This is a genomic window from Nocardia sp. bgisy134 (genome assembly GCF_965341865.1).
GTDB lineage: Bacteria > Actinomycetota > Actinomycetes > Mycobacteriales > Mycobacteriaceae > Nocardia.
In genome coordinates this window covers 55,439-68,149 of sequence record NZ_CBDQZP010000008.1, presented here as the reverse complement: position 1 = coordinate 68,149, position 12,711 = coordinate 55,439, and the positions used below count along the sequence as shown (strand labels likewise).

The window sequence follows — 12,711 nt, the reverse complement described above, 5'->3', positions numbered from 1 at the left end:
TGGCCGTCCGGCCCCTAACGGGTTGCACCCGTGATTGGTAGGGGTCCGCCCCGTTCCCCCGTAACACAATGCGTGCCTAGCGTGAAATGCATTCCAACGAGAGCGGATCGCGTGGTCCGCCGATCCCAGGAGACGATCCTCGATGACCCCCAACGTGATTCTCGAGTTCATCCTCGGCCTGCTGCGCGACCGCGAGGCCGCGGTAGGTTACTGCGCCAACCCGGAAGGCGCGCTGGCGGCCGCGGGACTCTCCGCGGTCACGCCGGAGGACATCGCCGCGGTCGCCCCGATGGTGGCCGAGTCGGCTCTGGTCGCGGGCGGCTCGCAGCTGTCGGCGATCGTCGCGGCGGGCACCTCGGCTTCGGCCGGAGCCGCCGCGGCAGGCGGTGTCGGCGCCGCCGCCTCGGCGGGCGCGAACGCGGCGGTCGGCGCGGCGGCGAACGCAGGCGTCGACCTGGGCGCCGACGTGAACACCGACATCGACCTCGGCCTCGGTCTGAACACCGGACTGAACGGCGATCTCGGCGCAGGCCTCGACCTGGGCGGCGCGCTCGGCGCGGGCCTCGGGGCCGTCGTGAACGCGGGCACCGACCTCTCCGCCGATCTGGGTGGCGCGCTGGGCACGACCGTAGGAGCGGGCGCGCAGGCCGTGGCCGATCTCGGCGGCAGCCTGACCGCGGGCCTCGACGGCGTCCTCGGTGCGGGCGCGGGTGTCGGCGGCGCGCTCGGCGCGGTCACCGACATCGCCGCGGGTGTCGGCGGGGGTCTGGATGCGTCGGTCGGCGCGGGTCTGGAGGGTGCGCTCGGCGCCGGTGCCGGTTTGACGGGTGCTGTGGGTGGCGCGGTGGGTGGCGTCGCCGATATCGCCGCCGGGCTGGATACGTCGGTCGGTGCGGGGCTCGAGGGCGCGCTCGGCGCGGGTGCGGGTCTGACCGGTGCCGTCGGCGGGGCTTTGGACGGTGTCGGCGATCTCACAACCGGCTTGACCGGCGGCCTCGGCGGGGCATTGGACGGTGTGCTGGGCGTCGGCGCTGGGCTCGGTGCTGGTTTGGGGGGTGCCGTTGGTGCGGGTGCCGAAGCCGGTGCCGGTCTGGAAGGCGCGATCGGCGCGGGCGCTGACCTCGGCGGCGATCTCTCGGCCGGTATCGGTGGCGCTGTGGATGGTGCGCTGGGCGTTGGGGCTGGGCTCGGTGCTGGTTTGGGGGGTGCCGTTGGTGCGGGTGCCGGTCTCGGTGCGGGTCTGGAAGGCGCGATCGATGCCGGCGCTGACCTCGGCGGCGATCTGTCCGCCGGTGTCGGTGGCGTGGTCGACGCGGGTGCCGGTCTGGGCGCGGGCTTGGGCGGCGCGCTCGGCGCGGGAGCCGAATTGAGCGGTGACGTGGCCGGCGGTCTGGGTGGCGCGCTGGACGCGGGCCTCGGCGCGGGCGCGAATCTCGGTGCCGGACTGGAAGGCGCGTTGGGCGCGGGGCTGGGCGGCGCGGTTGGCGCGGGCGCCGAGCTCGGCGGCGACCTGTCCACCGGAATCGACACCGCCATCGGCGCGAGCGGTGACATCGCCACCGGAGTCGGTGCGGGCCTGGATGGGGCATTTGGTGCGGGCGCGGAAGTGGGTGGCGACCTGTCGGCCGGTCTCGGCGGTGCGGTCGGTGCGGGTGCCGAAGTCGGTGCCGGTCTGGGCGGCGGTCTGGAAGGCGCGATCGATGCCGGCGCCGAGCTCGGCGGCGATCTGTCGGCCGGTGTCGGTGGCGTGGTTGACGCGGGTGCCGGTCTTGGCGCGGGTCTGGGCGGTGCGCTGGATGCTGGTGCGGAGTTCGGCGGCGATGTGGTCGGTGGTCTCGAAGGTGCGCTGGATGCGGGCCTCGGCGCGGGCGCGGGCCTGGGTGCGGGTCTGGAAGGTGCGGTTGGTGCGGGCGCCGAGTTCGGTGGTGACTTGTCCACCGGAATCGACGCCGCGATCGGCACGGGTGGCGATATCGCCACCGGTGTGGGTGCGGGTCTGGACGGCGCGATCGGTGCGGGCGCCGGGTTCGGCGGTGACTTGTCGGCCGGTCTCGGTGGCGCGATCGGAGCGGGTGGCGATATCGCCACCGGTGTGGGTGCGGGTCTGGACGGCGCGATTGATGCGGGCGCCGGGTTCGGCGGTGACTTGTCCGCTGGCGTGGGTGGCGCGATCGATGCGGGTGCAGAGGCCGGTGCCGGTCTGGGCGCGGGTCTAGGCGGTGCGCTGGATGCGGGCGCCGGGTTCGGCGGCGATGTGGCCGGTGGCTTCGAAGGTGCGCTGGATGCGGGCCTCGGCGCGGGTGCTGGCCTGGGTGCGGGTCTGGAAGGTGCGGTTGGTGCGGGTGCCGAGTTCGGTGGTGCGCTGAACGGTGGGGCCGAGGCGGGCGCGAATCTTGGTGCGGGCGTTGGCGGTGCGGTCGATGCGGCCGCGAACCTGGGCGGCGATCTGTCCGCGGGTATCGATGGCGCGCTGGATGCGGGCGCGGGTCTTGAAGGTGCGCTGGATGCCGGCCTGGGTGCGGGCGCGGACCTGGGTGCCGGATTCGACGGTGCCTTCGGCGCGGGTACCGAACTCGCCGGTGATCTGTCGGCCGGTCTCGGTGGCGGCTTGGAGGCTGGTCTGGGCGGTGCGGTCGACATGGGTGCGAACCTCGGTGGTGATTTCGCTGCCGGTGTCGGTGGTGCGCTGAACGGTGGGGCCGAGGCGGGCGCGAATCTTGGTGCGGGCGTTGAGGGTGCGCTCGGAGCGGGTGGTGCTGTGGCCGGTGGGCTCGAGGGTGCTTTCGATGCTGGAAGCGAGGCGGGCGCGGGTCTGTCGGCTGGTCTGGAGACCGGTCTCGGCGGGGCTGTCGATGCGGGTGCGAACCTCGGTGGCGACTTGGCCGCTGGTTTCGGTGGTGCGCTGAATGCGGGCACGGAGGCTGGTGCCGGTCTGGAAGCTGGTCTCGGCGGGGCGGTTGATGGCGGTGCGAATTTGGGCGGTGATCTGGCCGCCGGTGTCGGTGGTGCATTGGATGCGGGTGCTGGTCTGTCGGCTGGGATCGGTGGTGCGGTCGATGCGGGCGCGAACCTTGGCGGCGATCTGTCCGCTGGTCTCGAGACCGGTCTCGGTGGTGCGGTCGATGCGGGTGCGGATCTCGGTGGCGATTTGGCCGCTGGTTTCGGTGGTGCGCTGAATGCGGGCGCGGAGGCTGGTGCCGGTCTGGCCGGTGGTCTGGAGGCTGGTCTCGGTGGGGCGGTCGACGCAGGCGCGGACCTTGGCGGTGATCTGTCCGCTGGTTTCGATGGTGCGGTGGATGCCGGCGCGGGTCTGTCGGCTGGTCTGGAGACCGGTCTTGGTGGTGCGGTCGACGCGGGCGCGAACCTGGGCGGAGGTCTGTCGGCTGGTCTCGAGACCGGTCTCGGTGGTGCGGTCGACGCAGGTGCGAACTTCGGCGGCGATCTGGCCGGTGGGCTGGAAAGTGCTGTGGGCGGTGCCATCGAAGCGGGTGCCGGTCTGGAGGGCGGCGTCGAGGGCGCGGTCGACGCGGGCGCTGCGTCCGGAGCAGGCTTGGCGGCCGGGCTCGGCACCGCGGCGAGCGCCGGTGCGGAGTTCGGTGGTGAGTTCGCCGGTGGCATCGATGGGGCCATCGACGCCGGGGCCGGGCTGGAGAGCGGCTTGCAGGGCGCGGTGGAGGCGTCCGCCGGCGTCGGGTCCGGTGTTTCCGGCGGGGCGAACGCGGGTGCTCAGACGGTCACCGGTCTGGAGTCGAGCGTGTCAGCGGGGCTCGGCAGCGTTCTCGGCGCGGAGCAGGAGATCGGCGGCGGGCTGAACAGTGATCTCGGCGGCGTGCTCGCCAGCGGCGCGCAGGGCGGCGCCGAACTGGGCGGCGGCTTGCAGGGTCTGGTCGGTGGCGTGACCGGGTTCGGCGGCGGTGTGTCCGGCGGTGCGGACGCCGCTGTCGAGGCGGGCGGCGAATTCGGAACCGGTTTGGAGACCGGCCTTTCCGGCGGTCTCGAAACCGGCGCTGCGGCGGGTGCGGATCTGACGGGCGGTCTCGGCGGCGCGCTCGGCGCGGGCGGGCAGGCGGCGTCCGGAATCGAAGCGGGTCTGTCAGCGGGCCTCGGCGCCGCCGGCCAGGCGGGCGCCGGTCTCACGGCCGGTCTCAACGGCGCCATCGGCGCGGCTGGTCAGGCCGGGGCCGGACTGGAATCGGGCCTGTCGGCCGGACTCGGCGCGGCGGGGAACGCGGGCGCGGGTCTGCACAGCGGTCTCGAGTCCGGTCTCGGTGCCGCGGGGAATGCGGGTGCTGGTCTGCACAGCGGTCTGGAGACGGGCATCGGTGGCGCGGCGGGCGCGGGAGCGGGCCTGCACAGCGGTCTCGAGACGGGAATCGGTGGCGCGGCCAACGCCGGTGCTGGTCTGCACAGCGGCCTGGAGACAGGTATCGGTGGCGCGGCCAACGCGGGCGCGGGTCTGCACAGCGGTCTCGAGACCGGCGTCGGCGGTGCGGCTAACGCGGGTGCTGGTCTGCACAGCGGTCTGGAGACGGGTATCGGTGGCGCGGCTAACGCGGGTGCTGGTCTGCACAGCGGTCTGGAGACCGGCGTCGGCGGTGGTCTGAGCGGCGGTCTGGACTCCGGCATCGGCGGCACGGCGAGCAGTGGCCTCTCCACAGGAGCCTCCAGCTCCTTCCACGGCGGCGCGGACGCAACGCACTCGGCCGGCGCGGGAGCACAGGGTGCGCTCGGCGGCGGAACGGACCTGGGTGGCAGCATCGGTTCCACGGCGGAGACCACCGCGCACACCTGGTCCTCGCTGGACGTTTCGAGCGCATTCGGCAGCGGTTTCGACGGCGGCACCAATGCGACCGGCGAGACCTCGCTGTTCGCCGAGGGCGCGTCGAGCGTCGATCTCGGCGGGTCGACCGACCTGTCGGGTGATGCGTTCCTGCACTGAGAGAGGTCGATATCGCGATGGGGACACCCGTATCCGCTTCCGCGCCCGCGGTACCGCTGCTGTCGGTACTGGGTGAAACCATCGCCGCGGCGTCGCATCGTGATCGCGGGTCAACTCGGCCAGGGCAAGAGCCGTTTCGTGAACGCGCTGCTGAACGTCGATATCTGCCCGGTCGGCGACGACGCGACCACCGACGTCCCCGCCACGCTCGTGCACGGCGATCAGGCGCACGCGGAGCTGCTGCTCACCGACCCGTACGGCGGCGGTGAGAGCCGGATTCCGGTGCCGATCGAACAGCTTCCCGAGATCGACGCCCGCCCCCCGCTCGCCGATGGCAGGCGGGTGCTGCGGATGGAGATCCAGCTGCCGAATCCGCTGCTCGCCGACGGCATCGTCCTGGTCGACACCCCCGGCGTCGGCGGACACGGAAACGCGGGCGCCACAACGGTTCTCGGCATAGTCCCGGCCGCCGACGCGGTGTTCGTGGTTTCCGACGCCTCCACCGAGATCACCGAACCCGAGCTGGTGTTCCTGCGTCAGGTGCGCGAGCTGTGCCCCACGGTCGCGCTGTTGCTCACCAAAACCGACCTGTACCCGCATTGGCGGCGGGTCCACGAAGCGAATCTCGGCCACCTGCATCGCGCCGGGTTGGACGTGCCGATCATCCCGGTCTCGGCGCTGCTGCGCGAGCACGCCATGCGCCTACAGGACGCCCAGCTCGGACTGGAGTCCGGCTTCGGTGTGCTGTATCAGTTCCTGCGCGAGCAGGTGGTCGCTCGCGATCAAGCCGCGACCCGTGCCGCCGTCGCCCGCGATATCCAGTCCGCCGCGGAACATCTGGCGCTCGCGTTGGGTAGCGAACTCGTCGCGCTGCGCGACCCGAATCAGGGCGCGGCCGCGATCCGGGAACTCCGAGCCGCGAAAACCGCTGCGGAAGAACTGCATCGGCGCACCGCCGCCTGGCAGCAGACACTCACCGACGGAATCACCGATCTGGCAGGCGATGTCGACCACGATCTGCGAGATCGCCTGCGCGGCTTGACTCGGACCGGCGAGGAGTGGATCGACGAGCACGATCCGGGCAGGCACTGGGACGCGATCGCCGAATGGCTCGCCGGCACCGTCGACAGCGCGCTCGGCGACAACCTGCTGTGGACCCACAAGCGCGCGATCCAGTTGGCCGAGCGCGTCGGCGAACACTTCACTCACATCGGCGCGGTGGAGCTGCCCGATGTGAAGAGCGGGCTGAACTCCGAGGAAAGCCTCGCCGGGTGCGGCACCCTCGCCGATCTGGAGCCGGATATCGGTTTCGCCAGCAAACTGCTCGTCGGCATGCGCGGCTCCTACGGCGGTGTGCTCATGGTGGGCCTGGCCAGCACCTTCGCCGGGCTGGCCATGCTCAACCCGATTTCCATCGGCGCGGGACTCATCGTGGGCGGCAAGGCATTCCGCGACGACAAACAGGCCCGCTTGGCCCGCCGCCGCGTCGAGGCCAAGAACGCGGTGCGCCGCTTCGTCGACGACGTCGCGTTCCAAGCGGGCAAGGAGTCCAAGGACCGCCTGCACAGCATCCATCGCGCGCTGCGCGATCACTACAGCGGTGTCGCCGAGCGCGGCCTGCGGTCCATCGAGGATTCGCTGCGCGCCGCGCAGGAGGCGGCCAACATGGAGACCGCGCGCCGCACCGAGCGCTGCGCGGTGCTGGAACGCCAGCTGCGCTTCGTCGCGGAGTTGCGCCGCTACGCCGACGCCATGCAACAGCCCATCGACGCGACCGTGCCGAGAGCTCTCGGTACGGTATCGGGGTGATCACGACACCCCACTCGCGCTCGACCAGGGGCGCCGCCTCTTTCCGGTGCGCCGTCGAGACCCGAACCGGCGTGCACGCCGCGGGGCGCCGGTGACCACGAGGGTCGCGCCCGGCATCGTCGTCGAGGCGCACCGGTTGGTGGACGCGGCCAGGCAGGCGTTCGCGCGCGAGCCGCGGCCGAGGGCGCTGCTCGCGGACTGCGCGCGCAGGCTGGATCAGCCGCTGCGCGTCGCGCTGGCGGGTTCGCTGAAAGCGGGCAAGTCCACGCTGCTGAACTCGCTCGTCGGCCAGGACATCGCGCCCACCGACGCGACCGAGTGCACCAGGGTGGTCACCTGGTACCGCAACGGCCCGACCCCGAGCGTCACCGCCTACGCCCCCGACGGCGCTGCCGCGAATGTGGTGGTGCGCCGTGGCGGCGGCGCCCACGGACTGACCTTCGACCTGCAACGGCTGAACTGGAACGCGCCCGGCCCCCGCGAGGTCGACCACCTCGAGGTCGAATGGCCCGCGGCCGCACTGGCGCACACCACCATCATCGACACTCCCGGCACGTCATCGCTGTCCCGCGAGGTGTCGCGCCGCACCGCCCGCCTGCTGACGCCGGACGACGAGGACGCCGCGGCCGCCGAGCACGTCTCGGTCCCCGGCGCCGACGCGGTCGTCTACCTGCTGCGCAGGCTGGACGCGACCGACATCCGCTTCCTCGAGCGTATCGGCGCGGGAACCGGTGCGCGCCAGGGCGGTTCGGGCCTGGCCGGTCCGCTCGGAGTGGTCGGCGTGGTCTCGCGGGCCGACGAGATCGGCGCGGGACGCATCGACGCCTTGGATTCGGCCCGCGATGTGGCGTCTCGCTTCGCCACCGAGCTGGAGCGAACCGGCTTGTGCCAGGCCGTGATTCCCGTCGCGGGACTGCTGGCCTTCGCCGCGGCGACGCTGCGTCAGCAGGAGTTCGCCGCCTTCCAGGCGTTGGCGGGTGTTCCGGTCGACGAGCTGACCGCAGCGATGTTGTCGGCGGACCGCTTCGCGCGCCCCGACATTCCGCTGCCCGTCCCGCCGGAACTGCGCGCCCAGCTCGCCGAGCGCTTCGGCCTGTTCGGTATCCGCATGGCGGTCACCCTGATTCGGCTCGGCGTCCGCGACTCCGCCACGCTTGCCGCCGAATTGACCAGCCGCAGCGGCGTAGACGAGCTGCGCTCGGTGCTCGACGTGCAGTTCGGCCAGCGCGCCGACCAGCTCAAGGCGCATTCGGCGCTGACCGCCCTGGCGCGGGTCCTGACCGTCTATCCGGGCACTTCGGCCGACCAACTGTTGCCGCGGGTCCGCACCCTGCTCGCCGACGTGCACGGTTTCGCCGAACTGCGTCTGCTCGGCCGCCTGCGCACCGACGAATTGACGCTGCCCCCAGCCGATCTCGCCGAACTGCATCGATTGATCGGCGGCTCCGGCATCGCACCGCACCTGCGCCTCGGCCTCCCGGTGCACGCGGGCCCGGAGGCGCAGCGAGCGCAGGCCGTCGCCGCGGTGCGCAAATGGCGCGAACGCGCCCGCCACCCGATGGCCGACCAGCTCACCACCCTCGCCTGCCTGACCGCCGCCCGCAGCGCCGAGGGAACCCTGAGCATGCTGCCCCCGGCCCCGGAAATGCGCATGGGTCGCCGCTGACCAGCGCCCGATCCCGGCCTGATCACTCGGGTCCGGCACGCGGCCGGAAGTGGCGCCGGTTCCTCAGCCGACGCATCGACGCGGCGGCCCAAGGCATGCGCCGCTGACCGCCTGCACGACCGGTCAGGTCGGCAGGCCCTCGGCCACCTTGTCATCGATGGTGACGCGGACCAGTGCGGCGGCCAGATCGGCGGCGCGGTCCCGGGGTGCCAGATCGGCCAGCTCGTCCGGCGCGGCGGGCAGGCCGACGCGACGGGCGCCGCGCAGGGCGCGGTCGTCGAAGTGGGGTCGCGCCCAGGACCAGGTGTCCTGGACTTCGCGGAGGAAGATGTCGCTGCCGGTGGGACCGATGCCGTCGAATTCCTGGAGCAGGTCGGCTGCTCGGTCGGGGTCGCCGTCCGCTGCGGCGGCCAGTTCGCGCAGGTCGCCGTGGTATTGCTCGAGAACGCGTTCGGCGTTCGCGCCGAGCCGGGTAGCGGTGCTTTCGTCGTAGCGCTTGTAGTGGGCGCGACCGAGGGCGTCGACCAGGTCCTGCCAGTCGGCGTCGGCCACCTTCTGCGGTGTCCGGTACCCGCTGTGGGCCAGTTCTTTGGCGGCGGCCACCGCGATGTCCGCGGAGATCCGGGTGCTCATGAGCTCGGCGAGCATCAGCAGTTGGAACAGCGGCGCGGGTTTGTCCGCGAGCTCGATACCCGCCTCGGCGGCGTACCCCGTGCCCGCGCGATCCAGCAGAGCCCGCACAACCTCACGATCACCCATCACGCCCTCCTCGCTCGACTACCGAACGCGTACCCATGCCCGCTGCGTTGATGCACGGCGAAATCCACGGGAGAGAATGGTTGCTCCGAGCGGGCGGGAAGCCACCGTCTTTCTCCGTCGAATCCATTCGACTCCCGTCGAGAGAGAAATGGTGGTCGAGGCCGACAGGCTCAGGGCGCGATTGCGGAGCTGGACGGATCGATGAGGATCTTGGCGTGGCGCTCCGGATTGCCCAGCGCGGTGAACGCGCTGTCGATGCCCGCCAACCCGACGGTGCCGGTGATCAGGGGCGCCGGGTCGACCTTGCCGTCGGCGATCATGTGCAGCGTGTCGCGGAACTCACCGGGGTCGTAGCCGAGCGCGAAGCGCAGCTCGATCTCCTTGTTGATCGCCATCGCCGGGTGGAAGCGGTCGGTCTCCATGCACACGCCGACCACGACGACCCGCGAGAGCGGGGGAGCCGCGGTGAGTATCTGATCGATGATGCCCGGCACGCCGACGCATTCGAAGATCACCGGCCCCGCCGGTCCCGCGTCGAACGTGTGCGCGAGCCGAAAGACATACCACCACGGCAGATTCGGGACTCGGCGCAGTCGCTGCATGGTGTCGAAGCCGAGCCCGAGCAGATCCGTGACGCTGCCGATCCCTTTCTTCGGCGCTGCCTCCCAGGGTGATTCGGCCGCCGGATCCACCACCACGTCCGCACCGCACGCGGCCGCCAGCTCACGGCGGCGCGGGGAGAAATCGCTTGCGATCACGGTGCGGACGCCCGCTGCCTTCAGCATGCTGATCACCGCGAGACCGATAGGCCCGCAACCGATCACGAACGCTGCGCGCCCCTTGCCGACTCGCCCTTTGCGAACCGCGTGCCAGGCCACCGCCATCGGTTCGGTGAGCGCGGCGAGTTCGGCCGAGAGCCCGTTCGGCACCGGCATGGTCATGGACTCCTGCACCACCACCTGCTCGGCGTAGCCGCCTGGGGCGGCCGTCGACAGTCCGGTGAGATGCGGCTGCCCGTCGTGCCGAATGATCGGCAGCGCGACCACTTTCGTCCCGGGCTTCCAGCGCTTCCGGCACCCTGGCCCGTATTCGACTATCTCCCCGCTGAATTCGTGCCCGAGCACCACGCTCTGCTCGGCCCGCATGAACGCGTCGTACCCGGTCGCACTCGCCAGCTCGGCCATCTCGTCGGCATGGGTGCGAGCGTGCAGATCGGACCCGCAAATCCCGCACCGCACCACGTCGAGCAAGACCTGCCCGCGCCCGGGCCGCGGCGCTGGCAACTCCTCGACCTGGAACTTCGTATTCGTCACGACAGCTGCTCGCATACCGGAACTCCTCTCGGACACCCCGCGCCGAACCTATCACCGCCCGCCCCGCCCACGGGCACGAACGACCAGCCGGTATCCCGCAGTCCGAGGACCGTACGGCGAACCCGAAGTCGGCTAGGTTGGCATCGTGACCACGGCTGACGCGGCTCGTGCTGCTGAGGAATTCTTGCGGAACCTGCACAACCGAGCGCCGGAAGCGATGGGTCGCTACGTCGCCGCGCACCGCTTGCCCGATGGCAGAACCAGCTATCAGTTCCTCGCCGAACGGGTCGCGCGCGCCCGGCGTGTGCTCGATCTCGGGTGCGGTGACGGCGCGCTGCTGGCGGTACTCGCCCGCGACGGCGCGACCGGGCTCGCCGGTGTCGACATCTCCGAGGGCGAGCTCGCGGTGGCTCGCCGGCGCCCCGAGCTGGTCGACGCCGATCTGCGCGAAGCGCGCGCCCAGGAGCTGCCCTTCGCCGAGGATTCCTTCGACGCGGTGGTCTGCCATATGGCGTTGATGCTGATGGCCGACGTCGAGCAGGTCATCGCCGAGACCGCCCGGGTGCTGCGGCCGGGCGGCAGGCTGGCCGTCGTCGTCGGCGCGCGGTCGGCCGAGGGCAGCGGGCTCGAGTTGTTCCTCGAGCTGGCGCGGCCGCTGTTCGCGCAGCGCCCCATCCCGCCGCTCGGCGACCGCCGCACCCGTAGCCGCGACGGATTGAACGAGCTGCTGACGGCAGCCGGTTTCGCGTCGATCACCTGGGAGGAGATCACCCTCGGCGGATCGGGCACACCCGAACAGGTATGGGACAACGCCATCGAAAAGTACTACGACACAACGACGCTCGCCGCCGAGGAAATCGCGGCACTGCGCCGCGAATTCCTCGCGCGAGCCGCGGCGCTGACCGAGGACGGATTGCTCACTCGCGGAGAGCGATCGGCGGTCGCCACGACCCGGCTACCCGCGAGCCGGTAACCGGAGCGACCCGCGCTCACCCGTTCACGAAGGTGAGGCTGGTCGCGTCGTAGCGGGTGCCCGCGATCTTTTCCGCCGGGGCGGCCGCCTCGATGGCGGCGAGATCCTCGGGGGAGGCGGAGACGGCGAGTTCGCCGAGATGCCGGGTGCGGACGTCGATCATGGTGCTACCTCCTGCGCTCGAAAAACCTGCTGGCACAAGACGCTAGGAGTTGGAGTGCGCTCCATGTCGAACAGTTCCGAGTGCGCCGCGAAATCCGTCGCTCCGCCCTTGATTCGAACGTATGTTCGGCTAGGATGGGAAGCGTCCCGCCTCCGATGGAGGTGTGCCGATAGAAGTGAGCCGAATGACCACTCGTTCGCCGGGTGGTGCAACGGTCAGCCGACCTACTTTTGGTCTACCTGTACGAGGGCAGGGTCGGCGCTCCGGTCAGCGAGCCGTGGGCGCCTTGACTTGGATTCGTCGCGAACCGCTGTCGGGAGCGACCGCGGCGGCGTGAGTGAATCACGCCGCCGCACTTTCAATGCCGTTGCCGCTGCGGCGAACTCGGTAGGAGCCGCAGTCGCCGCACTACCCGACCGCGAAGAGGACGGCCGTCGCGAGGACGACGAGGCCCGACATGCCCCATCCGATCGTGTTTCCCAGTTCGGTCCGGGACGCGCGGGTGGCCTTGTCCAGTCCCTCCTCCTTGGCCGAGGGGAGGAAGAACAACACGATGAAGCCGATCGGACCGGCCGCGAGCAGCCAGGCCAACGGCTGCAATCCCTTCTTGTAGGCGAGCGTGCCGACCAAGGTCATCATGGCGATCCCGATTGCGATCTGCATTCGTCCCTCATCCCCGAGCATTGTGCTGACCTGCCTGCATCGATGACGCGGAAAAGGTTGTTACACAGTGGAATCGAGAGAACCGGTGCACGTGCCAGCCTCCGGCCGTCGCGCGCGCCACCGGTTCGTCCGCGCCGCCCGGCGTCGCGAGGTCGACCGCAACGGCCGTCGCGCCCGTCGCCTCGGGTTCGGCGGTGGGTTGGCGGGCCCCGCCGACCGCGCGTACGCCCTCGGCGGTCAGGCGGCGCGCCGTCGCGAGTCCGATACCGCGGCTGCCGGGAATATCGCGCACGGGTCGCCGGTTGAGGTTTTCGACAATGTTGAGCGAGTCGGACTCAAGTTTCGTTTGACGCCCGGTGTGGATTGGGTGCAGGATTGAGCCGACCACGCTCAGCGTTGCTGGGACCGTGCTCCGTGAGGTGCTAG

The 12,711-nt window shown here is 71.2% G+C and carries 8 protein-coding genes and 1 pseudogene; 4 read left to right on the top strand and 5 right to left on the bottom strand.

Features of this window, described 5'->3' with window-relative positions:
• Positions 1 to 142 precede the first annotated feature (142 nt).
• The 3 genes and pseudogenes from ACRWNM_RS15915 (at position 143) to ACRWNM_RS15905 (ending at position 8,414) form a co-directional block, all read left to right on the top strand.
• Positions 143 to 4,939: an IniB N-terminal domain-containing protein gene (locus ACRWNM_RS15915; RefSeq protein WP_431968128.1), complete on the top strand. Its 4,797-nt coding sequence runs from the start codon at positions 143 to 145 to the stop codon at positions 4,937 to 4,939.
• Between the two features lie 17 nt (positions 4,940 to 4,956).
• Positions 4,957 to 6,748, top strand: a pseudogene (locus ACRWNM_RS15910) (dynamin family protein).
• Positions 6,749 to 6,839: 91 nt separating this feature from the next.
• Positions 6,840 to 8,414: a dynamin family protein gene (locus ACRWNM_RS15905; protein ID WP_431968126.1), complete on the top strand. Its 1,575-nt coding sequence runs from the start codon at positions 6,840 to 6,842 to the stop codon at positions 8,412 to 8,414.
• A 123-nt stretch (positions 8,415 to 8,537) separates the two neighbouring features.
• Here the strand turns inward: ACRWNM_RS15905 and ACRWNM_RS15900 are convergent, their stop codons facing one another.
• A complete protein-coding gene (locus ACRWNM_RS15900; RefSeq protein WP_431968124.1) occupies positions 8,538 to 9,173 on the bottom strand; it encodes an endonuclease in 636 nt (211 codons plus the stop codon).
• 170 nt (positions 9,174 to 9,343) lie between these two features.
• Complete coding sequence (locus ACRWNM_RS15895; protein WP_431968122.1) at positions 9,344 to 10,501, bottom strand: zinc-binding dehydrogenase; 1,158 nt, start codon at positions 10,499 to 10,501, stop codon at positions 9,344 to 9,346.
• Between the two features lie 130 nt (positions 10,502 to 10,631).
• Between ACRWNM_RS15895 and ACRWNM_RS15890 the strand changes: the two genes are divergently transcribed.
• Positions 10,632 to 11,459, top strand: coding sequence for a class I SAM-dependent methyltransferase (locus tag ACRWNM_RS15890; RefSeq protein WP_431968120.1), 828 nt, complete (start codon positions 10,632 to 10,634; stop codon positions 11,457 to 11,459).
• 16 nt (positions 11,460 to 11,475) lie between these two features.
• Here ACRWNM_RS15890 and ACRWNM_RS15885 read toward each other — a convergent pair whose 3' ends face one another.
• The 3 genes from ACRWNM_RS15885 to ACRWNM_RS15875 form a co-directional block, all read right to left on the bottom strand.
• The gene (locus ACRWNM_RS15885) at positions 11,476 to 11,622 is read right to left on the bottom strand and encodes a hypothetical protein (RefSeq protein WP_431968118.1); all 147 of its coding nucleotides are present in this window, start codon (positions 11,620 to 11,622) and stop codon (positions 11,476 to 11,478) included.
• Between the two features lie 408 nt (positions 11,623 to 12,030).
• Complete coding sequence (locus ACRWNM_RS15880; protein WP_431968116.1) at positions 12,031 to 12,285, bottom strand: hypothetical protein; 255 nt, start codon at positions 12,283 to 12,285, stop codon at positions 12,031 to 12,033.
• A 7-nt stretch (positions 12,286 to 12,292) separates the two neighbouring features.
• Positions 12,293 to 12,673, bottom strand: coding sequence for a hypothetical protein (locus ACRWNM_RS15875; protein WP_431968114.1), 381 nt, complete (start codon positions 12,671 to 12,673; stop codon positions 12,293 to 12,295).
• Positions 12,674 to 12,711: the final 38 nt, after the last annotated feature.

Bases quoted from the DNA above. Each gene is read 5' to 3' on its own strand.
- ACRWNM_RS15880 (WP_431968116.1), bottom strand. From the start codon at position 12,285: ATGCAGATCGCAATCGGGATCGCCATGATGACCTTGGTCGGCACGCTC.
- ACRWNM_RS15900 (WP_431968124.1), bottom strand. From the start codon at position 9,173: ATGGGTGATCGTGAGGTTGTGCGGGCTCTGCTGGATCGCGCGGGCACG.
- ACRWNM_RS15895 (WP_431968122.1), bottom strand. From the start codon at position 10,501: ATGCGAGCAGCTGTCGTGACGAATACGAAGTTCCAGGTCGAGGAGTTG.
- ACRWNM_RS15915 (WP_431968128.1), top strand. From the start codon at position 143: ATGACCCCCAACGTGATTCTCGAGTTCATCCTCGGCCTGCTGCGCGAC.
- ACRWNM_RS15885 (WP_431968118.1), bottom strand. From the start codon at position 11,622: ATGATCGACGTCCGCACCCGGCATCTCGGCGAACTCGCCGTCTCCGCC.